General features: G+C 54.0%; 20 protein-coding genes and 2 pseudogenes. 9 read left to right on the top strand and 13 right to left on the bottom strand.

All coding sequences use genetic code 11. From position 1 onward, the window contains the following. Positions 1–19 precede the first annotated feature (19 nt). Entirely contained in the window at positions 20–982 is a 963-nt protein-coding gene (locus tag RHM65_RS23915) for an NAD(P)H-quinone oxidoreductase (RefSeq protein ID WP_322168217.1), read from the top strand. A gap of 94 nt (positions 983–1,076) precedes the next feature. Here RHM65_RS23915 and RHM65_RS23910 read toward each other — a convergent pair whose 3' ends face one another. From RHM65_RS23910 to RHM65_RS23900, 3 genes are all read right to left on the bottom strand, one after another. Further along, entirely contained in the window at positions 1,077–1,286 is a 210-nt protein-coding gene (locus RHM65_RS23910) for a hypothetical protein (RefSeq protein WP_322168218.1), read from the bottom strand. An 80-nt stretch (positions 1,287–1,366) separates the two neighbouring features. Further along, the gene (locus RHM65_RS23905) at positions 1,367–3,625 is read right to left on the bottom strand and encodes an autotransporter outer membrane beta-barrel domain-containing protein (protein WP_322168219.1); all 2,259 of its coding nucleotides are present in this window, start codon (positions 3,623–3,625) and stop codon (positions 1,367–1,369) included. A gap of 161 nt (positions 3,626–3,786) precedes the next feature. Continuing rightward, entirely contained in the window at positions 3,787–6,306 is a 2,520-nt protein-coding gene (locus RHM65_RS23900) for an autotransporter outer membrane beta-barrel domain-containing protein (protein ID WP_322168220.1), read from the bottom strand. A 379-nt stretch (positions 6,307–6,685) separates the two neighbouring features. Here RHM65_RS23900 and RHM65_RS23895 point away from each other — a divergent pair, with 379 nt between their 5' ends. The 5 genes from RHM65_RS23895 (at position 6,686) to RHM65_RS23875 (ending at position 14,372) form a co-directional block, all read left to right on the top strand. After that, complete coding sequence (locus tag RHM65_RS23895) at positions 6,686–8,635, top strand: hypothetical protein (protein ID WP_322168221.1); 1,950 nt, start codon at positions 6,686–6,688, stop codon at positions 8,633–8,635. A 134-nt stretch (positions 8,636–8,769) separates the two neighbouring features. Next, positions 8,770–12,114 carry a hypothetical protein gene (locus tag RHM65_RS23890; protein WP_322168222.1) on the top strand — a complete coding sequence of 1,115 codons (3,345 nt, stop codon included), beginning with the start codon at positions 8,770–8,772 and terminating at the stop codon, positions 12,112–12,114. A 63-nt stretch (positions 12,115–12,177) separates the two neighbouring features. Beyond that, complete coding sequence (locus RHM65_RS23885) at positions 12,178–13,173, top strand: hypothetical protein (RefSeq protein ID WP_322168223.1); 996 nt, start codon at positions 12,178–12,180, stop codon at positions 13,171–13,173. Between the two features lie 40 nt (positions 13,174–13,213). Further along, positions 13,214–13,624: a DUF2599 domain-containing protein gene (locus RHM65_RS23880; protein WP_322168224.1), complete on the top strand. Its 411-nt coding sequence runs from the start codon at positions 13,214–13,216 to the stop codon at positions 13,622–13,624. A 100-nt stretch (positions 13,625–13,724) separates the two neighbouring features. Further along, positions 13,725–14,372, top strand: a complete 648-nt coding sequence (locus tag RHM65_RS23875) for a hypothetical protein (protein ID WP_322184115.1) — start codon at positions 13,725–13,727, stop codon at positions 14,370–14,372. A gap of 117 nt (positions 14,373–14,489) precedes the next feature. Here RHM65_RS23875 and RHM65_RS23870 read toward each other — a convergent pair whose 3' ends face one another. Then, positions 14,490–15,482: an IS5 family transposase gene (locus RHM65_RS23870; protein WP_322165339.1), complete on the bottom strand. Its 993-nt coding sequence runs from the start codon at positions 15,480–15,482 to the stop codon at positions 14,490–14,492. Positions 15,483–16,229: 747 nt separating this feature from the next. On the opposite strand from RHM65_RS23870, the gene RHM65_RS23865 reads away from it, so the two are divergent. Together RHM65_RS23865 and RHM65_RS23860 are read left to right on the top strand one after the other, a co-directional pair. Next, positions 16,230–16,448 (top strand): hypothetical protein, encoded by a 219-nt coding sequence (locus RHM65_RS23865; RefSeq protein ID WP_322184113.1) that lies wholly within the window; start codon positions 16,230–16,232, stop codon positions 16,446–16,448. 116 nt (positions 16,449–16,564) lie between these two features. Beyond that, entirely contained in the window at positions 16,565–17,590 is a 1,026-nt protein-coding gene (locus RHM65_RS23860; protein ID WP_322168226.1) for a hypothetical protein, read from the top strand. Between the two features lie 86 nt (positions 17,591–17,676). Here the strand turns inward: RHM65_RS23860 and RHM65_RS23855 are convergent. The 9 genes and pseudogenes from RHM65_RS23855 to RHM65_RS23815 all read right to left on the bottom strand — a co-directional run bounded on the left by RHM65_RS23855 (position 17,677) and on the right by RHM65_RS23815 (position 25,700). Further along, positions 17,677–18,329, bottom strand: a pseudogene (locus RHM65_RS23855) (HAD family hydrolase). 182 nt (positions 18,330–18,511) lie between these two features. Continuing rightward, a pseudogene (locus tag RHM65_RS23850) lies at positions 18,512–18,842 on the bottom strand (TOBE domain-containing protein); the annotation flags it as partial. A 230-nt stretch (positions 18,843–19,072) separates the two neighbouring features. Further along, positions 19,073–20,059, bottom strand: coding sequence for a zeta toxin family protein (locus RHM65_RS23845; RefSeq protein WP_322184111.1), 987 nt, complete (start codon positions 20,057–20,059; stop codon positions 19,073–19,075). Between the two features lie 134 nt (positions 20,060–20,193). After that, on the bottom strand, positions 20,194–20,847 hold the full coding sequence (locus RHM65_RS23840) for an HAD family hydrolase (RefSeq protein WP_322168228.1): 654 nt from the start codon (positions 20,845–20,847) through the stop codon (positions 20,194–20,196). A 229-nt stretch (positions 20,848–21,076) separates the two neighbouring features. Beyond that, complete coding sequence (locus RHM65_RS23835; protein WP_322168229.1) at positions 21,077–22,066, bottom strand: ABC transporter ATP-binding protein; 990 nt, start codon at positions 22,064–22,066, stop codon at positions 21,077–21,079. Beyond that, positions 22,063–22,863 carry an ABC transporter permease gene (locus tag RHM65_RS23830; protein ID WP_322168230.1) on the bottom strand — a complete coding sequence of 267 codons (801 nt, stop codon included), beginning with the start codon at positions 22,861–22,863 and terminating at the stop codon, positions 22,063–22,065. The genes RHM65_RS23835 and RHM65_RS23830 overlap by 4 nt, the downstream gene beginning before the upstream one ends. After that, a complete protein-coding gene (locus RHM65_RS23825) occupies positions 22,850–23,692 on the bottom strand; it encodes an ABC transporter permease subunit (RefSeq protein WP_322168231.1) in 843 nt (280 codons plus the stop codon). Before RHM65_RS23825 ends, RHM65_RS23830 begins: the two co-directional genes overlap by 14 nt. Beyond that, positions 23,689–24,495: an alkaline phosphatase family protein gene (locus RHM65_RS23820; protein ID WP_322168232.1), complete on the bottom strand. Its 807-nt coding sequence runs from the start codon at positions 24,493–24,495 to the stop codon at positions 23,689–23,691. Before RHM65_RS23820 ends, RHM65_RS23825 begins: the two co-directional genes overlap by 4 nt. A gap of 137 nt (positions 24,496–24,632) precedes the next feature. After that, entirely contained in the window at positions 24,633–25,700 is a 1,068-nt protein-coding gene (locus RHM65_RS23815; protein ID WP_322168233.1) for an ABC transporter substrate-binding protein, read from the bottom strand. A 361-nt stretch (positions 25,701–26,061) separates the two neighbouring features. Between RHM65_RS23815 and RHM65_RS23810 the strand changes: the two genes are divergently transcribed. Then, positions 26,062–26,778, top strand: coding sequence for a UTRA domain-containing protein (locus tag RHM65_RS23810; protein ID WP_322168234.1), 717 nt, complete (start codon positions 26,062–26,064; stop codon positions 26,776–26,778). Positions 26,779–26,929: the final 151 nt, after the last annotated feature.

Raw genomic sequence — 26,929 nt, 5'->3', positions numbered from 1 at the left:
GAGTCACTATGGAGGCACCGTGAAAGCATTGCAAGGCGTTGAAGGACATGTGGAATGGCTCGAACAGCCTGACTTGACGTGTGACGTGGGACAAGTCCGTATTCGTATCGCCGCCGCTGGCCTCAATCGGGCTGACTTATTGCAGCGCGCCGGACTCTACCCGCCACCGCCGGGGGCCAGTCAGGTGCTGGGGATGGAGTGTTCCGGGGTTATCAGTGAAGTCGGTGCGGGCTCGGCCTGGCAGGTCGGCGACCGGGTGTGTGCGCTGTTGTCGGGCGGCGGCATGGCCGAAGAAGTGGTCGTCGATGGCCGGCACGTGTTGCCGGTTCCCGACGGAATGACATTGCCGGAGGCCGCTGGCATTCCCGAGGTGTACGCCACGGCGTGGTTGAACCTTTTTCAACTGGCCGCATTGAAGCCCGGTGAAAAGGTCTTATTGCACGCCGGCGCAAGTGGTGTTGGTTCAGCCGGCATTCAGCTGTGCAAAGCGTTTGGCAACCCCGTGTGGGTCAGCGTCGGTTCCGCCGAGCGGTTAGCGTATTGCGAAGCGTTGGGCGCACAAGGCGGGGTAGTGCGCAGCGACAATCTGGAGAGTTTGAAAGACTTGGGGCCGTTCGACGTGATTCTTGACCCAGTGGGCGCGAATTACGCGGCACTGAACCTCAAAATCCTCAAGGTCGATGGTCGGTTGGTATTGATCGGGCTAATGGGCGGGCGTGAAGCGCAGTTGGACTTGGCACTGGTGCTGGGCAAGCGCATCCATCTATTGGGTTCGACATTGCGCAGCCGCGATGACCAGTTCAAGGCCGACCTGCTCAGTGATCTGGGTCAGCATGTCTGGCCGCTGTTTACCGAAGGCCGCCTCAAACCACAATTAGCCCGCTCGTTTGCGGTGAAGGACGCCGAAGCGGCCTTCGCGGAACTGGCAACTAATCAGGTGTCAGGCAAGGTCGTGTTGGTGATTGACGAAAGTCTGGTCTGAGATTGGCAAAAAAGCTTCCCGACTAAATTCCGGTTCTACAGGGATTACACCTATAACTGTGGGACCGGACTTCTTCATGCCCTGAGGTGGTTCGTCAACGCATGGTCGCAGCGGACACCAAGCTGTTGTAAGCGCTGCCGAAGGCTGCGAGGCCGGTAATCGGGCCGCTGATGTCGACCTGAAACCTGGGGCGCTTGCAATGACGCTTTCGTTGGCGAGCCAACTCCCACAGAGAGGTCGGCAGACGCCGGATAGTAGGCACTGAAATCTGATCGCAGCCTTCGGCACCTACAAATTCGTGCATTGCCAAAGACCTGTGGGACCGAATTCATTCGGGAAGGGTGCGGCGCGGTACAACAAACAAACCGCGCTGCCAGCGTTTACTTACCAGTTGTAACGCAACCCGACATTCACGCCCCACGGCTGCTCGATGTTGCTGCCTTTCATGTAGTCGAAACCGGCGTGTACTTGCAACACATCGGTTAACTGCGCGGCGACACCGACACCGAACTCACCACGGGTGCCCGACAAGTCATTGGTGAAACGATTGTCGTTGATCTTCACCTGGTTGTTCTTGGCGAACTCTTGCGCCACAGCCACTTTGACGAAGGGCTGAACGAAACCGCCATCATCCAGTGCAAACGTGCGGCCCACGTGGGTGCCGACTTTGCCCAGGATCGAATCGGCTTTATTGCTGCTCGCTTCAAGCCCGTTGTCGAGATCGTAGCTTTGGCCACTTACAAACAAGGTTGAAACTTGTGCAAAAGGCTCGACGAACCATTCATCCGCCAGCTTGATGTGTTTGCCCGCTTCGATCGAGCCACCCACGCCGTAGTTGTTGTATTTGCCCTTGGTTTTAACACCGTCGCGCATCACTACATCGGTTTGATTCTTAAAGTGGTTAGCCTTGATCAGTGCGTCAACGTAAAAGCCGTTGTCCGACAGCCAAGTGCTATAGGCGCCGATGTACGTACTGTGAACGGTGCCATGGCTGCCTTCACGCAGATCCAGATCAGACTTGCTGTAACCGCCCATCACCCCCAGCAACCACTGACCATTGCTGTTGGAAATCGGCATGTCGGCACCGAAGGAAATGCCCTGCTGAACTTGTGAGTAATCAACCCCGCCGCCTGCCGACATGTTGTATTTGTTGCCGTAGGTGCGCATCCAGCCGCCACCCTGATCTTTGTCGTTGCGCAACTCACCCATGCGCGAGCGCAGGGTTGTTGTCTCGCCGTACCAGATGGTCGGTGCCGCACTGAACATGCCAATCGTGGCTTCAGTGCTGTTGGACAGCTCGCCGGTTTGCGACAGGACCCAGTCATTGCTGTCTGCTGAGCCCGGACGTTGCTGCAATTGGTAAGCGAATGCGCCGGCATCCACCAGCCCATCTTTGGAGTTGACCGAAAACGTGGCATCGCCACTGTTGGTGTGCACCAACGCCAGATCAGGGCCGCCTGCAAGGGGTTCGGCACCGGTGTTTTCCACGATCAGGCTATGGCTGCCGGTCGCTGTGCCGCTCACATTGAGTGTGTCGCCGATATTCGCGCCGATATTGGTGCCGAACACGAAGGTGCCATTGCCGGACAGTTCATTAACGTCCAACTGATGGAAGCTGGCATTACCATCGGTGCCGCGCAGGTTGACCGTACCGCCATCAAGATTCAGCGCACCGACCGTCGAGTTTTGCTCCATGGTCCACAGCGACGAGCCGTCGATTTTCAGGGCAGTGACGTTGGTCATGGTGCCAGTGATGGACGCATTGTTTTGCAGGTCGAGGTCAGCAGTGGAGCCGCTTTCAACCAGCACGTCACCGATCAATTGGCTGTTGTTGACGTCAACATAGCCCCTTGCGCCGTTATTGACTTCCAAAGCGATACCGTTGCCGCCGCTTAGCGTCGAGCCGTTTTGAATTTTAATGCTGACATCTTGATCCGCGGCCGCCGATTTGCTTATTACAATGGCACTGCCACTGCGCCCTACTACGGCAGACTGATCAACCACCAGTGACGCAGGCTTTTCAACGGATCCGGTGGCGTCACCCCAAATGACCACGCCATTATTATCGCCTGTTACCGTGCTCCCCTGATTGAATGAGGCGCTGGCACCGGCCACCACCACACCCGCGCCGCCGGAAACAAACCCATTACCAGGATCTCCGACGTGACCTTCTACTTGGGTATTGTTCAGTACCAGGGAGGCGCTATCGGTAACGTTGATGCCGCGCCCCGTTCCGGAAACGAAGCTGTTGCTGATCACCGCGCTGGACGCCTGCTCAAACCCGGAAAGGCGAATGCCAAAGCTACTGACGTTGGGACGGGCAGGATCGGCCGAAGCAATGATTGTGCTGTTATTGATGACGGCGCTGCTGTTGTACAGCGCGATGGCGGGCATGCCCGTTGAGGTGACCGTGCCACCGTCCATGTCGAGCTGTGCGTTTGAGTTGGCTACGATACGTCCGGTTTCGCCGCCTGTTTCCACAATCAGGTGGGATCCGACAAGATTGAACTCATAAATAGGGTCGCCGTCCCCAATCGTCATCTTCTGTCCAGGGGGCAAGTCAATGGCCGCCTCGCACACGTTGATCGTCATCACACCCAGTACCATTGCCAGTTGCCCGGCTTGCCCCTTGAACCGTTTCATTGCTACGCCCATGCCTTGAATAATCGAGCGCGCTATTTGACAGAAAAGGACTACAAAAAAAGATCAGACAATTCAGCAATTCTTGTAGGAAGCGTCCTACATTGACGAATGGGCATGATTTACGGCGCTTAAGCAGTGTTTAGAAACGCAATGCGGACACGTTACCAGGTAAAACGTAGGCCGACGCTTACTCCCCAAGGCTGTTCGATGTTTTTGCCATTGCTGTAATCGACATCTGCGTGCAGTTGCAGCACGTTGGATATCTGTGCGGCCATCCCCGCGCCTACTTCGCCACGAGTACCGGAAAGGTCATCACTGAAGGTGGTGTTATTGACGCGAACCTCATTGCTTTTGGCAAACTCATGGGCTGCAGCCAGTTTCACGTAAGGCTGAACGAAACCACCCGATTCCAGTGGAATTGTTCGCCCCACATGCGTTCCGACTTTGCCCAGGAACGAGTCAGCCTTATTGCTTCTGGCATTCAGTCCATTGTCCAGGCTGTAGTTTTCGCCTTGCACCCACAAGGCCGATCCTTGTACGTAGGGTTCGATGAACCAACCGTTAGAGAGATCAAAATGCCTGCCGGCCTCCACGGAGCCGCCAGTTCCGTAATTGTTGTAATCGCCCCTGGCGTTGTTGCCGTCGCTCATCGTCACATCAGCCTTATTCTTGAAGCGGTTGGCTTTGACGATCGCATCGATGTAGTAGCCATCCTTTGACATCCACGTGCTGTAAAGGCCCAAGTAGTAACTGTTGACCTGTCCAGTAGTGCCAAGCTGCATATCCAGTTGGGAGTTGCTGTAGCCTCCCAGCACACCGACCAGCCATTTTCCGTCGCTGGAGAGGGCAGTGTCGGCACCGAACGAGATGCCTTGCTGAGTTTGGCTGTATTGGACTTGGTCGGTTGCTGACACGTTGTATTTGTTGCCATAGGTGCGCACCCAATCGCCGCCTTGCTCGTGTCCATTTCGCAGTTCGCCCATTCGACTGCGCAGCGTGGTCAGCTCGCCATACCACACGGTTGGCGCTGCGCTGAACACGCCGATGACTGCTTCGGCGCTAGGGCTGATAACCGGCTCTTCTCCGCCTGTTCCACCATCACCTCCACCAGCCCCGCCCTCATCGACGGTGGCCTGTACCAGATACCAGTCCGTGCCACGCTGTTGCAAATCGTAAGTGAACGTGCCGGCATCGACCCGGCCGCCCGCAACAGAAAAACTGGCGGGGCCGCTGCCTGTGTGTACCACCTGCTGGGCGTAGTCCTCCTTAACCGGTTCGGCACCGGTGTTCTGGATCTCAAGCGTATGGCTGCCGCTGGCATTACCGGTGATGTTGACCAGATCACTCAGATGGCCCGCAAGGTCGGTTCCCAACGCAAACGTACCGTTTCCTGACAAGCTCGATGCGGTCAAAGTGCGGAAAGCGCCTTGGCCGCCACGCAGGTTAACGGTCCCTCCCTCCAGCGTCAGTGCGCCAACGCTGGAGTCATTGACCATGTTAAATACCGAGGTGTTGTCGACCGACATGCCTTGCGCCCCGGTAACGGTGCCGGTCAAACGCCCACCGTTGGCGAGCGTCAATGAGGCCGGGGTCTGCGGGTCTTGAACGATGTCACCGGTCATCGCGCTGTTATCCAGGCGCAGGCTGCCTATATTGGTCAGCGAACCCGTAAATGTAGAGCCTGCTGACAAACTGACCGGTGCCGCAGAGCCAGACAGTTCGACCACGTTCCCGGTGACGCTACTGCCGTTCATATCCAGGCTGCTGATATTGCTCATTGTCCCGGTCAACGTTGCACCGTTGCGCATCACGATATCGGCGGTGGACCCGGCCAGCACCTGTACATCCCCCACTAGGTGACTGTTATCAATGGTCATCTGGGCGGCAGTAACCGAGCCTGCCGGAGAACTCGCAAGTCCGACCTCGAGCAACACCCCATTGCCTGACGTCAATGTGGACCCGTTCAATACCTCAATGTCCGCTCTCATTGGCGGCGTGCCGATGTTACCCACAAGAATGGCGCTGCCTGTACCAGAAGTCAGGCCCGAGCCATCCAGTACAAGCGTGGGGGTCGCGGTACTGGGTATGTTGGAAAACAAGCCGGCCCCGTGCGTACTGCCAGTTGCCTGGCTACCCTGAAGTATTGCTTCACCGCCCACCAGGGAAATGCCCAAGCCGTCTCCGGCAACGGACGCCCCAACAGCGCCAGTCCCGGTGATGGTGGAATTGATAACCGTTGCAGTACTGCCTCCGGACACATTCAAGCCCCGACCCGCTGCAGTAATAACGCTATTAGTGACCGTCGCGGTAGAGCCCGGAACATTGACGTCGTTACCGCGAACAACCGACAAGCCGGTATTACCGGTGGAGGTAAGTGTTGAGTCAGTGATAACGCCAGTGCTTTCGGTAAGCACCAATGCCCGCAGCGAGGTGGCGGAAACAGTAGCGCCATTAAGAGTGACAGTAGAGCCTGTGGTTGTAGAAATATCTAAGGTTTGTCCTCCCGGAGAGACTGACAGGTTAGCGGCATTCAGGGCCCAGCTTTGCGCGGGCTCCCCAGCAGCGACGGTAACCGATGCGCCGGGTGGCAAATTAACTCCCCACGTGTGTTCACAGGTAGCTACCAGGGTGAGTGCAAGAAACCATTGGCGACGTAACAGAGCTTTGCAGTCGGCCTCCATGCTTATCGATCTCCCTGTTTTTTTTCGTGGCGTGAAACACCGTATTCGCTTACGAGCCTGCTACTGCTTGGATCAAACGCTATAAACTTTTGTTGCAAGCATCAATGTGTCTATAACTAAGTTCATAACAGCAAGTGTGTCAAGACCAATGGTGGTATTGCCGATCAACTGATAAGAGCGGTTTAAAATAAGTGTTATAGCCAATTAATATTTGTAGCGTTCTCCTTGAGTTAACTCATATTTTTGTTAACCCCAGCCTACCCCTGTCAGAAATGACAGGTGACGAAATTATCCACCGTGGGTAATCTAAAAACCGTTGCGGTTGTACAGCGCTGGACCCAGCCGTCATAAGTCATAAACCAGGAAATTCATATTCAGGATGAATATCATGTCAACACATCAAGTATTTGCTCGCGCTAAAAAAACTGCAGGCCTTGCACTGCCCACCGCACTGCTGAAGCTCAGTGTGCCAGTCGCCGACCCTGTCAAGGGTATTATTCCGATCGTTGAACTGGCCTCCGCGGTCGTTGTAATAGTGCCTAAGTCCGACGGCATGAAGAACTCTGATTCTATTAAGCTTTATAAGGACGGAACTCCTTATGGCGATCCGGTGGACTTATCTGCGGTCGATCTTGAGGATCCCTCTATTCAAGAGTTTGAGTTGCTCATCGAAGTCGTGGATTTTCCGCCTGAGGGTACCGACGTCGATGTCACTCTGGAGTATGAGGTTTTTGACACTGCTTCCGAAGACGGTCAACTGTCCAACCTGCCAGTGGTCGTCAGATTTGATCAGCGCGCGCCGGGCGGTGATAAATTACCACCGCTATTTTTCACAGACGACCAGCTTTCGGGTATCACCGTGAGTGATCTGGTAAACGGACTGCTTAATCTTACCGTCGACCCTTTTTTCGACAGTGAACAGGACGACAACATACAACTTTGGCTAGGAACCAGCGACACCCAAGGCGTTTATCTTACGCCGTCGTTCGGTGTGGGCGACCCTAAAACTCCCAACCCTGTCACCATTACCAAGGACGACCTCGCCGCCACCCCGGATGGCGCAAAATATTTTGGCTACCGGGTTACGGACTGGGCAGGTAATGTCAGCGAGCTTTCAGAGCTGGTCATGGTCCCCGTATTTCTTGACCTCCCCGACCTACCAGCGCCCTTGGTGCCTGAAAACGATGACGGTCTAATCACCTACAACGATGCCGTAGATGACGTTGGAGTGGAAATTCCTCATTTTGATGGCGCGGCGGAAGGCGACAATATTTATGTTGTTTGGTCTGGTATTACGATTGCTCCGTATCCCATCAGCGATAAAGACGCCGACCCGCTGGCAAGCATCGCAGTACCCTATGTGACGGTCGCGCAATTTCCGAGGGTGACTGGCCTTGCCGTTAGTTATTGGTTACAACGGGCCGGTACTCCGCGTATTGATTCGCCGGAGACGCTGGTTAACGTGAACCTTACAACGCCTGGTGGTCCTGATCCCGACCCTGATCCGGAAACGCCAGAGCATGAAAACATCAAGGCACCCGATGTCGTGTGCGGTACAAGCCCGGTCAACACAATCAATCCAGCCGATTATGGGAAAGATGCAACAGCAACTATCTTTCGTGTTGGAGTGGACTTGAGCGCCATTTGGCTACTTGATGATGAGATTCAACTGTACTGGGGCACACCTCCCGCTGCTGCTGGGAACCCCGTTACCGTTATTTCAAGTAATACAGGAGCCAATATAACGATACCCGTTCCGTTTGCGGGAACTATCGAAGGTTCTACGGGCCCAGTGCCCGTATATTTCACCATCACAAGAGTGCTGGATGGTACCAATTCGGTGACGGTTAAATCAATGGTTCAGACAGTAACCGTCACTTCAAGCGGCGATCTCCCGGGTGATGGCCTCCCCTTGGAACAGGGTTATTTTCCTGACGCCAATGCTAGCAACATAATCACCCGGGCTTCCGGCATAGATGGCACTACTTTCCAAATTCCACTTCGAGGTGTCACTAATATTGAATTAACAAGGGAGCCTAAGATTAGCTATGATTTTGTGGGCGTGAGCAGTGGTGATGCCAGCGTCCCAGGTAGCTCTGCGCCTATCGAAGCGTCGAGACTCACTGGCACTGATATTCCTATTACTCAGGCAATGTTAACCGCGGGTTTTTATGAAGTTCCATTGCCTTACACACTAACGTATCCAATTTGCCGAAATGGAGCAACCCTCGGCTATACGCTCACCAACAACAGCGGTCCCATTGACGCGGCGCAGAGGTTTGTTCGTTTTGCCATGAATCAGGGCGGTGGTACTTGCACTCTACCTTAATAAATGAATAAGGCGCCCCTATCACTGATAGGCACTTAGCCAAAAAGACGAGGGTCAATCAGTGGCACTACAGCTGCCACTTTTAGACACGGCGCACACTTCGGTTCGGTTTCATACTTCAAGGAAGAACAATCATGGCCCTCAACGATCTGGTTTTTACCGACATCAACGATTCTCCTGACAACCCACGTCTTGGCTTGGGGTATCACCAATTGTACGACCCTACTTCGTTTATCGGGCTGATCTCCAAACTCCCCGATGTCACGCGAGTAGGAGACACCATTACCCTGTTTTGGGATGGCGATATAGCGCAACAGTACGATTTGAATCAGCCCACCATCGACAAGGGCTGGCTAAGTTTTAACGTCTCGCCCAGCCGTATTCTCGACCCCGAGGGTGATGTGTATTACACGCTATATGACCATGAAGCCGAGGACCTGCAAAAATCGCCTAGCCGGATCATTGCCGTCAATCGGCGGGTGCCAGGCGGACTTGACCCCGAAACGGATACGGCGTTCAACGAAAACATGGCGCTCTGCACCGTGAGCCCGGACCCGGTCAGCAGTCCAGAGGCGACGGTAACCGTGTCGGTCCCGAAGTGGATCAATCAAGAGGTCGGCGATGAACTAACCGTGATGTGGAACAACATCCGGGTGCCGTATCCGAAGTTGCAAACGTTGGGACCAGTGGATGTAATCATTCCGCCCGAGGTGCTCGAACAGGGTATGAGCAGCGACAAGCTGCTGGTCAATTATGAAATTCGCGACATCGTCGACAACTACTCCCTGGTCTCGCCTTCGACCTACGTCACGGTAGAAATCGACCCTGACGCGCTGCCTGCTCCTCGTGTTGAGGAAGCGGACCGCGCGACATTAATTCTCGATCTGGAAGCGCTGGGCGATAACGATGCGCATGTGGTCATCCCAAGTTATATCGGCAATGGTAATGCCTATGTGGTCACTCTTACGTGGGTGGGCAAGACACCAATGGCTGATATCAGCCTTAACCTACCGCCACTACCCATAGACGACCCGGTCTTCGACCATGCGACGTTCATCATCCCCAACGTTCACCTGAGACAAATCGCTGGCGGCTCGGCGGTGGCGCGCTACAGCCTGGTTCAACAAGGCGTAACCGAACCCAAGCAATCGAAAACCACCAGCATCACCCTCACCGGGCTGCCGGTTGAACTTGCCGGGCCGGTGGTGCTGGAGGCTGGAGGTACCGCCATCATTGATCTGGCACTCGTCACGGGCGACAGCGTTACTGTGAGCATTGCGGCCTACACCGGACAGAATGCCGGAGACAAAATCCTGCTCAGTTGGAAAGGCACGCCTACCGCCGGTGGTCCGGTCAACTACACCGATGAATACGTCATCAAGGTCGGTGAGGAACTGCTTGCGACCACGTTTGTTGTCCTTCGGCAAAACCTCGACCCGCTGGGCGGCGGTACGCTGGAGTTGACCTATCAGGTGGTGTTCAAGGCGACTGGTATTTCGCAGGGATCGGCATCGACAACTTATCAAGTCAAGGCGGCAATCCCTGCGACCTACCCAGCACCAACAGTGAAAGATGCCCCGGGTGGCGTGCTCGACCCCATGAAGGCCCTGGCGGGAGCGACAATGACGGTGGCCTATGACGACATGCTGCCCACCGACACCATTGCGCCGATCTGGAATGGCAAAAACGATACAGTGGATTGGCAACCAGGTAATACCAACAAGTCAGTCGACTTTCTTGTCCCTCCCAGCGTGGTGGCAGCTTCATTAGGGAAGACCTTCGACGTGGATTATGGCGTGGTTCGCGGCATGGAGGTGTCGTCCTCGGATGTATTGCGATTGACCGTATCGCCACTACCCGACAGCGAGCTGGGCAAGTCCAGGCCGGTGGTGACAGAGGCCGATCAAGTTACCAGAGTACTGGATTTGAACACCTTTACCGGCGATGCCCATGTGGTGGTGGCTAAATGGCCATTGAGTGCAACGGGGCAAAGGGTTTGGTTAACGGTAAGTGGACCGAATGGGGTGCCTACCTTGAAGTTGTTAGAGGCTTATCCCATTACTGTAGAGGATGTGATTAATGGTATTAGTCGCGATATTTCACGGGCGCAGTTGGAGCAGTTTTCGAACGGAAATGAGTTGCGAGTGGTGGTCAAAGTAACGTTTGACGGTGCGTCTAGCGAGGCTTCCTCCATTGCATTTCCCGCGGCAGTTTACACCGTCAAGAAGTTTGATGACTCAGTAGTGCCAACCATCACCCACGTCAAGGACTCCCAAGGCATAGAGATTCCGGAAAACACCATAACTTTCGACACCAACGTGACCCTGAGCGGGTCGGCGCAGGCCAACAAAATGGTTGAAATCTTTGATCGAACTCAGAGTCTTGGCGCTGCAACGGCGAATAACGGTGGTGAGTGGACCCGAATGTTTCCCAATCGGGCGAGCGGGCTTTACGTCATGAAAGCCAAGGCGCTTTATGGCGCCGGGCTAGAGTCCAGTGTGCGTACTTTTACCATCGAATTTCAGGCGGTGCCCGAGCCCCCCGCGCCGGATATTTTGGAAGACAATGCGGCAAACATTCTGGATCTCACAGGGCTGACTCAGGTCACGGTGCGAGTGCCAAATTACGATATGAATATCGACGATACCGTGCGTGTTCGCTGGGTGGGTGTAAATCTGCACGAGACGGCTATCAAAACGATTGATGCCATTGCCCCTCTGGATTTCGAGATCCCATTGGCATGGGCGCGGGAAGATATCGAAAAACGGGTAACTGTTACCTATAGCTACTCGCGAAAGGGGCCAATTATTGTTTCGTTGCCCTTAGCCATCTCGGTTGTGGAAACGGGAGAAAGTCTTGACCTGATTCGGCCCGAGGTGGTCGGTGCAATTGGCGATGACAAAGATCAGCTGGATTTTTCAATGCTTTCAAGCGGTGCGGATGTCACTGTTGTGGTGCCACAGTATACGGGCATGGATGTGGGCCAAACGGTGAGGGTGCGCTGGGCTTCTCGGGTTGTATTTCAAACCACTGTCGAAATTGTTGAGCGCATTGCGCCGATTAATTTTACGATCTGGCGCGATGAAGTCATCGATTCAATAGGTCGTCTGGTGGATGTTAATTATTCAGTTGTGGAACAGCTGGATGGGCCGATCATTGCTTCAAGAATATTGAGTTTGAATGTATTGCCTCAAGCGCTGGATCTGGTGGCACCGACCATAAATGCGGGTAATACAACCGTGAGTGTCACCTACATGGGCAGTTTGACCAGCCATACGATTGCTATTCGCTGGAGAGGTATGACGGATCGTGTTACCGGTGTACAGCATCCGCCAAGTAATGGTGGAGTAACCCGGTTTACGATCCCCTCGCAGTGGGTTATCGAAAATCGGGGTGCAAGAGTGCTAATCAATTACAGCGTCGGGGTGGGCAATAACTTATTGATCTACTCACAACTGCTGCGAATTGATATCCCTTGATGAGAAGTCAGTGTTTATAACACTGACACGCGGCGGTGTAATTAACAAGGAGAGGTATTTGTCATGAAGACGAATCGGATAGTGACGTGCATTTTCAGCCTGTGGCTGGTCGCCTGTGCTGAGCAACAACTCGACGTCTCACCAGAGCGTCGTGGAACTTTTAACGAATTGCAGCAGGAACAAAAACCGCAGGCCATCAAAGGCGTTCAGCCGCCTGCTGATGTGCTTGAGGCCATGAACAGAAATTACGGAGAGTCCCAGAATAATTGTCGGGAGTACGGAACCAGTTTGCCTAGAGGGCATTATTACTGTAGCGGTGTACTGTTGCGCACCGTTGACGATGGAAACTTCGACCCTTGGACCTACAGCCCGTCGTCGATTGCCTTGGGAGCTACGTCTTATTCCTGGATACGGCAGGACATCAGCAATAAGACGCTGTATCACCCCGCCGGATTGATTTTGCGCAACAAAGCAGAGGGCAATTCGCATGGGTTGCAGGCACTGGACACGGGGTTCATCTGTTTATATCCCTTTGATGCGGGCACGCTGGCAAATCCCAATAATCATCAAGGGTGCGGTGTGAGGCGCGTCAAGCAAACGCCAACCTTAAATGACACACCATTGCAACGCGAAGTACAAACCAACAACTCCTATGGCTGGGGCTCATGTGACGCTTTGGGAATTACGACAGCATCACAATGGAATGCCTATTTAGTTGCGCACGGACCAGCGCTAGGAGGTCAATGCTCATGGAATATGGAAAGCCAAAGTGGCTGGAATGCGATGATTGCTTCACGGCCTGCTTTTCCTCAACACGCAAACGTGTGGAATGAAATATTGCTCAATAATAAGACAGGTGATAACGGCAACAGTCTGAAGCCGTATATCGCCGCATTCTTTTATGATGTCAATCGGTCGGGTGGTTTAGCAGCGGCAAAAAACTTTCAATTAAAGTTAAATGCCAATGGCTATAATGTTCCCATATTGAGATTGGATTTTACGGCGGCGGCGGCAAAACGTTTCGCGTATGTAGTTACCGATCAGGCAGTTTCGCAGTAATTCTGGCGATGCGCCATACTTATATATTAAGGAGAAGATCATGAAAATCGCAGCATTCTGCCTATTTGTCCTTTCAAGTATTGGATGGATTAACTATTCGGATGCCGCCGACCCCGTGCGTGTGCCGGGGTGTGCGGAATATATTGAAAGCGGTCAGTGGGTATATCGGTTTAATGAGTGGACCCTGGAACTAAAGCCGACTGTCTGTGGGCGGGGGATTGGTGCAGATGAAACGGCTTACATGTTTTATGAAATAGCCAAGAAGTTTTCGGGAGATCAGTATTGGGTCAATACCCGAGGCATGATTAATCAGCTGACCTGTCATTTGCAAATTGCCAGGACTAAGCCCGAATGGAACCTCGACCCATGGCGGCCCTATGTCGGGAATGCAGACAGCGTCGCAGCGGGTTGTAATGTGGTAACGCCTAAGCCGCAGCCGCCGTTTGAATAAATATAGCCTCCCAGGGCGTCAACCTTACATGCACCTCTCGCACGTAAGGTTGGTTGGAGAAATACCTAAATTGCTATTTTTGTAAACGAGATATCGAATCATGACTCCTATTAACTATTTGCCCCTGATATTAAGTTGCCTGCTCTTTGGATGTAGCTACAGCGCAACAAATACTGTGTCGACTCTCTCCCGTTCTACGCAGGCACTCGACTTGCCACCCGCCATCGTAACGGAAGCTCCTAATAACGAAATCAACTTAAGCACTTTAGGCACAACCGCAACCATCATTGCCACCTACGAGGCCGAAAGCGGTCATACCGTGGGCATGCGATGGACCGGCAAATCTGTTTACAATGCGCCAGTACAGACAGTGGGTACGGCGCGTCCAATACAGTTCAACATTCCCAAAACCGAGATCGCCAAAGACGTCGGTGGTAGTGCAGTGGTGACTTACAGCGTAGGCGTCGGGACCAACCCTCTTGAAATTTCTCGACCGCAATCCATCAGTGTTATCAGTGGATCAACACCCGATAAATTGCCTAAACCGATTGTAACGGAAGCTCCTGATAACGAAATCGATTTAAGTACGTTGGGCACAACCGCAACAGCCATTACCACCTACGAGGCCGAAAGTGGTCATACCGTGGGCATGCGCTGGACCGGCAAGTCTGTTTACAACGCGCCGGTACAAAAGGTGGGCACGGAGCGCCCGATACAGTTCAAAATTCCTAGGGAAGGTCTGAAATAAGACCTTCTTTTTCTGGCAAATCGGGCGTCAAGCGCTCCGAAAGAAAGTACTTCACTGAAATTTCGAAAATATCGGCTTTTATTGATGAATAAGCCGGTTTTAAGCACTTATTAACCCTTAATTTCCATACTGCGGACGCACCTGTCCTATAGGCTCCATCAAATGTCGGCGCGCCATCCACAGATTCGACAGTGCAAACAGTGTCACCAACTGCGCCGTGTTCTTTACCAACCCGCGAAACCGCACCTTGGTGTAACCAAACTGGCGCTTGATCACCCGAAACGGGTGCTCAACCTTGGCCCGAGTTTGCGATTTGGCGTATTCAATCTTGCGCAACGCACGGCCAATGACGCTTTTTTCTCCATGTTTGCGGCGGCTGCTGGGCCTGGCGGAGATCGACCAGATCATCTCGCGCCCCTCATGTTCAAGCCGCTTTTCTACGCCGGTGTAGCCCGCGTCGCCACAGAGATGGGTCTCTTCGCCGTGCAGCAACTGATCGACTTGAGTGACGTCCGCGACATTGGCTGCCGTGCCCACCACGCTGTGCGTCAGACCCGTATCAGCGTCTACTCCGATGTGCGCTTTCATCCCGAAAAAATATTGATTACCTTTCTTGGTCTGATGCATTTCGGGGTCGCGTTTACCCTCTTTATTCTTGGTCGACGTCGGCGCATGAATGATCGTGGCATCAACAATTGTGCCCTGACGAAGCATCAAACCTCGGTCTCCCAGGTAGCCATTAATGACCTCCAGGATTCCCCCGGCAAGATGGTTTTTCTCCAGCAGGCGACGGAAGTTGAGAATCGTGGTTTCGTCGGGAATGCGTTCCAGATTCAACCCCGCGAACTGGCGCAGAATCGTGGTCTCATAAAGAGACTCTTCCATTGCTGGATCGCTATAGCCGAACCAGTTCTGCATCAGGTGCACACGCAACATGGCCATCAAGGGATACGCCGGGCGGCCCCCTTCGCCTTTTGGATAATGCGGCTCGATCAAAGCGATCAACCCCTTCCAGGGGACGACCTTGTCCATCTCGCTCAGGAAAATCTCACGGCGGGTTCGCTTACGTTTACCGGCGTACTCGGCATCGGCGAAAGAAATTTGCTTCATGGGGGGCAACCGCTCGGCTCATGTGATGGGGGACATTTCACCAGATTTGAAAACCTTTTTCAGAGTTTCCCTAAAACCGAGATCGCCAAAGATGTCGATGGCGATGCAGTGGTGACTTACAGTGTCGGTATCGATGGCAATCCTCTCGAGATATCGCAGCCGTTAACCCTCCATATTATCGCGGGCTCGACGCCAGGCGAGGACGCAGCAAAAGCAATCAACGCGCGATACCGTGATACACGTGATTCGTGTTCGGGTGACACACCAGCCTACTATTGCGATGGTGTTGTCATACGGGCCACGGAAAATGGAAATTTCGACCCTTGGGACCCAAGCCCTAGCGCCGTAAAGCTGGGAGGGGTTTCATTCTCTTATATGCGCGTAGACGCTCATGTAGATAGCCTTTATCACAACAGCGGGTTTATCTTTTTCGACCAGAATAGTGCGATTGCTCAACAAAAAGCACCTGTCTACCTGTGTATATATGCCTACGATGCGGGAACTATTGTCGGTGTTCGATCTAACAGTGGGTGTGGTCTCAAGCCACGTAGTGTTCCGGCCGCAGATCTAAGCTCCTGTTCTAGTGTCAATGTTAGAACAGTGGAACAGTGGTACACGTATACTCAGACTCTTCTAAATCGCGATTATCAATGCTCACTCAGTACTGCAGATGCCGTACAGTTTGCCACCAGCTATCAGGTACGCGCTAAACGCCCTCCCAATATGGAAGCACTTTGGAATGAGATTATGATAACTACCTGGCCCCAAGATTACGGAGCAAGCCTGCCCATCGAAGCGTTCTTTTATAAGACCTCTGCGAGTGCTGGATTGGCTGAAGCGAAGGCGTACCAGACCAAGTTCAAGAACAAGACGGGTCGTTGGGTGCCGATAGTGCGGCTGAATTTAGCCCAGTTGAATGGCGAACCGTTCAGCTATGCCGCTACCGATCAAGCCGCTCAGCCTTAGACCTGTACGGAAGGTATTATCGCACGTGCCGCATAGCGCACACCCAGATTAACCTAATCTTGAATGAGTAGTGTTATGACTGAAGGTCAGTCAAATCAAATCAAGGAGTGATAATCATGAAACGCGGAATGTTGATATATGTATGTTTTATAAGTGTGTTAATGGGCTGTACTGTACCTTCCACGTACGAGCCTGCTGAGCAGGGTGTGGAGCTTGTCCCTGTAGATGTCACCCCTGTCCCATCGATGCAGGGGAAGGCGTCGATACAAGCTGATTTGGGCGACGGGCCGGGTATTACGGCGTTGATGAACAAGAACTACAACGAAGACACCACCGCCTGTACGGAGTATGGAACGGGCAAAGCACGAGGCTATTATTTCTGCACGGGGATACTATTGAGGACGACAGACGATGGCGCTTTCAATCCTTGGGAACCGAGCCCTACTGCGCTGCAGTTACGTGCGACTTCGTATTCGTGGATTCGCCATGATTTGAATACAACTGCGTTCTATAAACGAGCAGGGTATATTTTGCTGGATCCGGCTGATGCGATTGCGAAAACGGTACCCGGTATAACTTATCCCGTTTATTCAACCACCAGAAACCCCCTAATTGAATGCATTTATCCTTTTGACGCTTATACCACAAGAACAATGAATCGAAACTATCTAGGCTGTGACTTTGAGTCGACTGGGCTTGGCAGTCCTAATATTGGCTATGCGTGGGGAAGTTGTGACAATAAGTTAGGTTATTCGACAGCGGCGCAGTGGAATCAACATTTCCAATCTGCGGGTCAGGTAAATTATAAACAATGTTCTTGGAGCGCTGATAATACCCAGGGTTGGCGCAATGCTATTGCATCGCATAATGCATTCCCAGGCCAAAGTTCATGGAATGAGGTGATGCTTTTTAATGGAGGACCTGAAGGCGCTGGAAACGCCACTTGGAATGAAAACACGCGCAAATGGACCGTGGCCTTCTTTTACGATGTAGCAAAAGCAGGTGGGTTGGCTGACGCACAGTCATTTCAGCGAAAAATGGCAGCCACCGGTAAGCGTGCTCCTATACTCAGGATTAATTTTACGGCTGCTGCTGCCAGTCGGTTTCAGTTTGTCAGTGCAGACCAGGTTGTTTATCCCTAATGCAATTAAAAGGGTTTGATTTGTTTATGCCAATGGGGACTGATAGATTTTTCGGTGAAGCATTGAAAATTATCAGTCCCCTAGCGTTATTTCCAGTCATGCACTGGCCACGCTGCCTTCTGTGCGTGCTCGCGCAACGCCGCATCAGGATTCACAACATGCGGATATTCAACCTTCAGCAACAACGCCAAGTCGTTGCGCGAATCTGAATAAAAGCTCGCGCCGTCTAGGGTTTCGCCTTCAGATTCCAGCCATTCCATCAAGCGGGTGACTTTGCCTTCGCGGTAGGTCAGCACGCCGGTGGTGGCGCCACTGTACACGCCATGCTTGACCTCCAGTTCGATGCCCAGCACTTCGTCGATGCCGATCCGTGCGGCGATGGCTTTAACCAAGTGGGTGCCCGAGGCGGATATCACCAGAATTCTGTCCCCGGCTGCGCGGTGGTTGGCGATAGCAGTGCAGGCGTCGCTGAGATGATCGGTTCGATGAAGTCTTCGACCCAAGGTTCGACCAGGTGATCGACTTCTTCCGGGGTAAGACCGGCCATGGGTTCCAGGCTGAAGGCCATGTAGTCTTCCATGGCCAGTTGGCCGGCGCTGTAGGCGGCCATGAGTTCATCGTTTTTACGCAAGAACGATTCTTTGTCGACCCAGCCGAGGCGGGCCATCTGTTCGCTCCACAAGCTGGCGCAGTCGCCGCCGATCAAGGTCTCGTCCAAGTCAAAAATTGCTAACGCCATTACTGCTGTTCTCTGAATGTAGTGCTTACGCGGTGCCTTGTGGGGAATTCTATGTTTGAAGGCAAACCCCACCCCGTTATTCCTCAAATCTGTGGGAGCAGCCTTGCCTGAGAATTGGCTTGACTCGTGGTGCCTGATCCAACGCGTTCGTTGGCAAGCCAACTTGTATGTTTAAACTTGAAGGGGTGGGTGGACAGGCTCACGCGGCGACCGTCGGGGTGCAGGTCGGCGACGGAGCTGTTGAGCACGTCCACCACCAATTCCACGCCTCGTGCTTGGACACGATAACGAATCACGTTGCCCAACAAGCTGTGGCTGCGGACTTCGCCGTCCAGTTCGCCACTCAGGCTCGGTTCGATGGCTTCCGGGCGAAATGGCCAGGCGGCTGGTGATCGGCCGTTGCAGCAGGCGGCTGGCGGTGGCTGCGTCCAGCAGGTTGTAGTTACCGATAAAGCCTGCGGCAAACACATCAACGGGGGCGGTGTACAGGGTTTCGGCGTCGCCACTTTGCAGAGATTAAAGGAGTCTGATTTATTTATCGGACTGATTTATTCTCGGTGAGGCTTTGAAAATAAATCAGTCCCCTTGTTGCTACAAAACATTTGTGCAGCGGGGAAGGCCAGATGACCTTTAACACTGATTGGCAGGTGACAACCAAAATCGAAGTGCCGGTTACCAAAGAAATGTGGAGCTGCCGAGGTGACTATTGGCGGCGACGTTGATCAGTGAGCCCAATCGATCACCTATCGAAATACATACTTGACGATGTAAGCATAAAGATCGCTATAAACCGCATAAGGAATGTGTTTGGCAAACTCCGCAACCTGCGACAGCGCCAGATGACATTCTTTGAGTGTTTCCCCCCGTTCATCCCGGGTGAAAATCTGCGCGTTCACAATTGTCGCGTAATTGTTATAAGTGCAGGGCACATTCAGTATTGGGGTGCGTTCGATTCGAACGGTATTTTCCGCAGGGCTGATGACTTGCCCATCGCGGGTGTTGATTGGCTGCGGAGTCAGTTGTTCAGGTGCATCACAACGGCTATGGCACACCACAGTTCGGTCCTTCAAGACACCGAAGCCGCGCTCATACATGATGATTTCCGAGCCGGGCACCAAGAGGCAAGCGCTCTCGAAGGCTGTCAATATCGATTGGGCGTTGGCCATGCTGGCTTCGATGGCCGAAAGGTCGACGAAGCGTTCCAGTGCCTTATCCTTGAGGCTTTTCAGGGCTCTGCTGATGGTGGACAGGTGCGCGAATTCCTTTTTGCAGCCAATCAAATGAACCTCGAATTGGTAGCCATCATTGGCCGCAGTCATTGGAAAGGCTGCGAAATCTATGCTGTCCAGCGCGGTTTCCATGATGAAGTTGTATTTGTTGGCAAAGGCATACTGAAAAATTTTTGCGCCCAACGCCCAAGTGAACTGTTCGGTGTGCTGATACGCATGCAACACCCCGATACCCTCCATGTCTGCGTATTGAGGATGTTTTTTTCGATATTCCGGCAGGTACAGGCGAACATAGTTCGAATATTTTGGGTCTTTGAGCAGGGTGTTTTCTAGCAGGTATGTTTTACCGGAGCCTTGGACACCAGCGACGATCAGTGCTTTTGGGGTAGGGTTTGTGCTTTGGTCGATGTCTCGTGTTTTGTCAAATAGCTGTTCGGCTATTTCGTTGAAAGCACGATCTACGTCGTCGGGTGTATAGGAATAGTTAACGCGGCTAGTCATGTAATGGCCCTGAATGAATGGCGAGTGGTTTTAATGTCATTAGACGAATCGACGTAAAACCATTCTTGTCGTTAATTCAATTCATGGATCGTTTCAGGATGTTCCGCGCAAGTACCGCCGCGGGGGGCAGTTCCCTATGACCAACGATGAATCGGCCATCCTGCCTTTTCCGCGTGTTCGCGCAACGCTGAGTCAGGATTCACAACATGCGGATACTCAACCTTCAGCAACAACGCCAAGTCGTTGCGCGAATCTGAATAAAAGCTCGCGCCGTCTAGGGTTTCGCCTTCAGATTCCAGCCATTCCATCAAGCGGGTGACTTTGCCTTCGCGGTAGGTCAGCACGCCGGTGGTGGCGCCGCTGTACACGCCATGCTTGACCTCCAGTTCGATGCCCAGCACTTCGTCTATGCCGATGCGTGCGGCGATAGCTTTAACCAAGTGGGTGCCCGAGGCGGATATCACCAGAATTCTGTCCCCGGCTGCGCGGTGGTTGGCGATAGCAGTGCAGGCGTCGCTGAAGATGATCGGTTCGATGAAGTCTTCGACCCAAGGTTCGACCAGGTGATCGACTTCTTCCGGGGTACGACCGGCCATGGGTTCCAGGCTGAAGGCCATGTAGTCTTCCATGGCCAGTTGGCCGGCGCTGTAGGCGGCCATGAGTTCATCGTTTTTACGCAGGAACGATTCTTTGTCGGCCCAGCCGAGGCGGACCATCTGTTCGCTCCACAGGCTGGCGCAGTCGCCGCCGATCAAGGTCTCGTCTAGGTCAAAAATTGCTAACGCCATTACTGCTGTCCTCTGAATGTAGTGCTAGTGCTTACGCGGTGCCTTGTGGGGAATTCTATGTTTGAAGGCAAACCCCACCCCGTTATTCCTCAAATCTGTGGGAGCAGCCTTGCCTGCGAATTGGCTTGACTCGTGGTGCCTGATCCAACGCGTTCGTTGGCAAGCCAACGCCCACAGCGACTTGGTGCGAGGTATTGAATCGCCGCCTTCGGCAGCTCCCACCGGTTTGTCAGGCTACCTCACACAGCGCCGAGGGGTCGATGGACAGGCTCACGCGGCGACCGTCGGGGTGCAGGTCGGCGGCGGAGCGGTTGAGCACGTCCACCACCAATTCCACGCCTCGTGCTTCGACACGATAACGAATGACGTTGCCCAACAAGCTGTGGCTGCGCACTTCGCCGTCCAGCGCACCCGTGAGGCTCAGTTCAATGGCTTCCGGGCGAACGGCCAGGCGGCTGGTGATCGGCCGTTGCAGCAGGCGGCTGGCGGTGGCTGCGTCCAGCAGGTTGTAGTTACCGATAAAGCCTGCGGCGAACACATCAACGGGGGCGGTGTACAGGGTTTCGGCGTCGCCACTTTGCACGATCCGGCCCTGGTTCATCAGGAAAATCCGGTCGGACATGGTCAGGGCTTCTTCCTGATCGTGGGTCACGAAGATCGTCGTCAAGCCTAGCTCGCGCTGAATCGCACGAATCTGTTCACGCAGGTGTTTACGAATGCGTGCATCCAACGCCGACAGCGGCTCATCCAGCAGCAACAAACGTGGCTGAGTGACCAGCGAACGAGCCAACGCCACGCGCTGGCACTGCCCACCGGACATTTGATGCGGGTAACGGCTGGCGAAGTCAGTCAGTTCCACTAGGCGTAAAATCTCGGCGACACGTTTGCGGCTTTCGTCCGGATTGATTTTTTGCATGCGCAAACCGAACGCGACGTTCTGCTCGACGTTCATATTCGGGAACAGCGCGTAGCTCTGGAACACCATGCCGATGCCACGCTTTTGCGGCGACACCGGCACCAGGTCTTGGCCGTCTAATAGAATCTGTCCGCTGGTGACCGACGTCAGGCCGGCGATGCAGCGCAGCAGGGTGGATTTACCACAGCCGGAGGGACCGAGGAGGGTGACGAATTCACCTTTTTTGATCTCGCAATTGATGTCACTGAACACGGCGGTGCTGGCGTAGTTCTTTTGCAGGTGTTCGACGCTGACGAAGCTCATTGGCTTTTGTCCTTGTTCAGTAAATTGGCAACCCAGGTCAATACCAATACGAACAGGAAGTACGAAATCACCAAGGCGCTGGTGAAGTGGCCGCTGCTGTTGCGCATGTTGTTGAGATAGACCTGCAGGGTTTCGTAGCGGGTACCGACCAGAATGTTGGCGAACACGAATTCACCGAACAGGAACGAGAACGACAGCAGCAGCGCGACCATCAGCCCTTTGCGCAGGTTTGGCAGCACCACCAGAATGGCGGCTTGCCAAGTGCTGGCGCCGAGCAACTGGGCGGCGTCCATCAGGTCGCGCAGGTTGATCGCTTGCAAGTTATTAGTGATCGCCCGGTACATGAACGGCAGCGCCACGGTGAAGTAGCAGCCGATCAAAATCCACGGTGTGCCGACCATCGCAAACGGCCCAGAGCCATACAGCTGCAACAGCCCCACCGAGGACACCACCGGCGGCACGGCGAACGGCAGCAGGATCAGGATGTTCATCAGCGCGTCGAGCTTGGGGAAGTGGTAATGCACCACGAACAGCAGCGGCAGGATCAAGATGACCGAGAGGATCAGCGAGCCGACGCACACCAGCAACGATTGCCAGAACGCGTGCAGGAAGCGCGGATCACTCCACAGTTGCTCATACCATTTGAAGGTGAAACCGCTGGGCAGAATGGTCGCCGACCAACTGCTGGCCAGCGAGTAGATCAAGGTCCCGGCCAGTGGCAGCAACAGAATGATGAATAACAGGTAAACCACGACTCGGTGATACACGACGGCGGAGCCGGATTCAGCGCGCGACATGGTAGCTCCTCTTCAATAGCCATTGGTGGACGATGGTCACCAGGGTCATCAGTCCCACCAACACCACGGCAAGGGCGCTGGCCATGTTCGGATCTAGGGTGATGTCGCCGGAAACCATGGCCGCGATGCGAATCGGCAGCACGTTGAAGTTACCGGTGGTCAGCGCGTACACCGTGGCGTAGGCGCCAAGGGCGTTGGCCAGCAAAATCACAAAGGTACCGATCAGTGCCGGGGTCAGCACCGGTAAGCCGATGTACCGCCAAAACTGCCAGCTACTGGCCCCAAGCAGCGAAGCCGATTCGCGCCAGTCTTCACGCAGGGCATCAAACGCCGGGTACAGCAGCAACACGCCCAGTGGGATCTGGAAGTAGGTGTACAGAATAATCAGGCCGGTTTCGGAGTACAGATTGAAGTCCTGAATCACCCCGGCCTGCTTGAGCATGATGGTGATGGTGCCGTTGAACCCCAGCAGGATGATGAAGGCAAACGCCAACGGCACGCCGGCGAAGTTGCTGGTCATGTTGGCGAAGGCATTGACGAAATTACGCAGCCGCGAATCGACTCGGCGCAGGGAGTAGCTGCCGAGGACCGCGATAAGAATCCCGAACACACTGGACCAAAAGCTGATTTCCAGGCTGTGACCGATGGCTTGCAGGTAAAACCGCGAGCTGAAAATTTCGGTGAAGTTCGCCAACCCCCAGCCTTCGTCTTCCGATTGCACGCTGTTGATCAGCACCCACACCAGCGGCGCGATCTGAAACACAATAAAAAATACGGCGAAGGGCACCAGACAGAGTACGGCCAGCCATTTGCCTCGGACTGATTTCACTTCAACAGCTCCCTGCATACAGGTTTATCGTGAGCAATACCGAGTAATTCGCAGATGGTGCCGCACAGGTCTGTCTGCTTCGGGGCGGCGTTTGCATCAAGGCTGAAAGCGTCGCCAATGAGAAACAGCGGCACTTCGCGCTCTTCCGGGAGCAGGCCATTGTGCGAGCGGTCGTTGTTCATGCCGTGGTCAGCGGTCACGACCACTTGATAGCCGGCGTCGATCCAGTCTTTCAGGTATTCGGCGAGAATCATGTCAACGGTCCGCGCGCTGTTGCGGTATTGCGGGGTGTCGATGCCGTGCTTATGTCCGGCGTCGTCGATGTTCATGGTGTGCACCAGCAGGAAGTTAGGCAGGTGACGCAAACGCAGGCTTTCGGCATCGACGAACAGGTGCGAGTCAGGGTAGTGATCGGAGTAGTAAAAGTGCCCGTGCTGAATCGGCAGGCTGGGCTCATCGATATGACGATCGCGGGCCGGGTTAAACGGCGAGCGGTTATACAGCTCGCTGACCCAATGGTAGGCCGCGGCGGCAGTGGTGAGGCCTGCCTCTGTGGCGTAGTGAAAGATACTGCGCTGGTTCGACAACCGCGTTACGTTGTTGTGGACAATACCGCTGTCGATCGGCTTAACGCCGGTCAGAATGCATTCGTAAAGTGGTCTGGAAAGTGAGGGCAACTCACATTCCAGTTTGTACAACACCGCGCGTCCTGCACTGGCATAGGCCTGAAGATGGCCCAAGGTATTTCGGGCGACCTTATGATTTAGCCCATCGAGTAGCACCAGGATGACGTTGTGTTTCATGGGGATCACTCCAGCTTTAATTGGACGCTATACCCTGTAGGAGCTGCTGAAGGCCGCGATAGTTTTATAAGCTGATCGCAGTCTTCGGCAGCTCTTACAGGTGATGGATTGCTCCCGTTATTTCTGGAGCAGGGACATCACTTCATATCAATAATGACTTGCTCGTTCCACTTCTTCGGCAGCGACTTGGAGGTTTTTTCCCAAGCATCTGCGTCCTTGATCGGCGTCACTTTCTTGTATTGCTCATTGGGCAGCAGTTTGGCTTGCACATCCGCTGGCAGCGTCAGGTGATCAGCACGGATCGGACGCGCGTTGCCACGGGCCAGGTTGGTTTGCCCCGCATCACTGAAGATGTATTCACGCGCCAGTTTGGCCGCGTTCGGGTGTTTGGCGTATTTGTTGATAATGGTGGTATAGCCTGAAATTACCGAGCCGTCAGACGGGATCAGCACTTCGTAGTCATCTTTATTGACCATCTTGTCGCGATAGCTCAAACCGTTGAAGTCCCAGACCACGCCGACTTCAATTTCGCCTTTTTCCATGGTGGCGATGGTGGTGTTAGCCAGTGACAAGCGGCCTTCTTTAGCGAGCTTGTTAAACATCAGCAGCGCGGGCTCGATGTTCTTTTCGTCGCCACCTTTGGCAATCGCTGCTGCGAGCACGCCGTTGGCGGCCTGTGCTGCGGTGCTTACGTCACCAATGGAGACTTTGTATTTGCCCTTTTCCAGGTCAGCCCAGCTTTTTGGGGCATCAGAACCGTGCAGCAACTTCTTGTTGATGATGAACGCGATGGTGCCGGTATAAGCCAGCGCCCAGTTGCCGTCTTTGTCTTTTGCCCACGCCGGGACTTGATCCCATGTGCTTGGTTTGTACGGCTGGGTAACGCCCTGTTTCACAGCGATTGGTCCGAAGGCTGCACCAACATCGCCGATGTCCGCACTGGCGTTGTCTTTCTCCGCCGCGAACTTGGCAACTTCTTGGGCCGAGCTCATGTCGGTGTCGATGTGTTTCAGGCCATAGGTTTTGGCCAGGTCCTCCCACGTGCCTTTCCAGTTAGCCCAGTCATCGGGCATGCCGACGCTATTAACCGCACCTTCCGCTTTAGCGGCGGCCTCCAGGGTTTGCAAGTCGGTGTCAGCTGCCATGGCTGCGGTGCACAAGGCAATGGTCGAACCTAACAGTGATGCCAGGAAAATATGTTTCATCCGAAGCTCCTTTGGGCGTTTTAACGCTGCATTTTTATCGACGGTGATGCGGTTGGGTTGGTCTAGGTCAGCAATACCTGAGCCAATCTAGGCTTGGCGCATGACACTTTAATGTCGGCATCAGTCCTGCAAGGGTTTTGCTCAGCTAACGTCAGGCCGTGCTCGGTAAGCGTAGACCATGGTTAAGCTATTGATGTTCATAAGGTTAATTTTTTTAAAGGACTGTTTGAACCACCTCAGCCCGCAGCTGTGTCATCTTCCAGTCATGAGTATTGACTACGCTTGTTGAGCGTCGCAGGGCAGTGTTCGCCCTCGGTGTGGTCCAATCACTGCGCTGGACTAGTCCAGATAGGTAACGTTGATGCGTGACGATGCACCAAAAGCGGTGACAGCCATCGGTCTGGCCTTGCAGGAACAGATTGAACATGGCTTGTTGCCACCCAGTAGCAAGCTGCCCGCTGAACGCAAGCTTAGCGAACTCTTCAACACCACACGGATCACCGTGCGCGAAGCGTTGCTGCAATTGGAAGCACAGGGGCTGGTGTACCGCGAGGAACGGCGTGGCTGGTTTATTTCGCCGCCGCGCCTGGCGTACGATTTGATGCGCCGCAGCCACTTTCACGCCATGGTCGGCGCTCAAGGGCGGGTCGCTGAAACCCTGGTTATCTCTGCGCGCTTGCAACCGGCGTCGGCGCAGATGTGTGGGTTGCTGCAACTGCCCGCATTTTCCAGCGTGATCCAGATCTGCCGCGCGCGACGGATTGATCAACGGCTGGTGCTGTATGTGGAGCACTACCTCAACCCAGAGTATTTCCCACAGATATTGGACTTCGATCTGAATCAGTCCCTGACTGAGTTATATGCGAGCCACTATGGCATTCGGTACGGGAAGGTTCGCTTTGAAATGGTCCCGACCGCGTTACAGATCGACGCGGCGGCGGCGTTGAAAGTGTCGCTGGGCAGTCCAGGATTACGTATCGAACGGGTTAACCATGATCAGCAGGGCAGGCTGATTGACTGTGATATCGAATATTGGCGGCATGATGCGATACATGTGAGCGCGGTGGTGGAGGGGTAAAAACACCCTCTGTAGGGGCCAACTTCGGCTCCTACAGAAATCTGTGCATCGCCAACATCTGTGAGACCGAATTTATTCGGGAAGGCTTCAGTCCTGACACCCTGCAACCTCAAACCACACAAAGTGCCACACAGTTTGCTGCGCGACAGCG

Source organism: Pseudomonas sp. CCI4.2 (assembly GCF_034350045.1).
Taxonomy (GTDB): Bacteria; Pseudomonadota; Gammaproteobacteria; order Pseudomonadales; family Pseudomonadaceae; genus Aquipseudomonas.
Note: the sequence above shows the minus strand (reverse complement) of the source record. Positions and strands in the feature narration are given on the sequence as shown.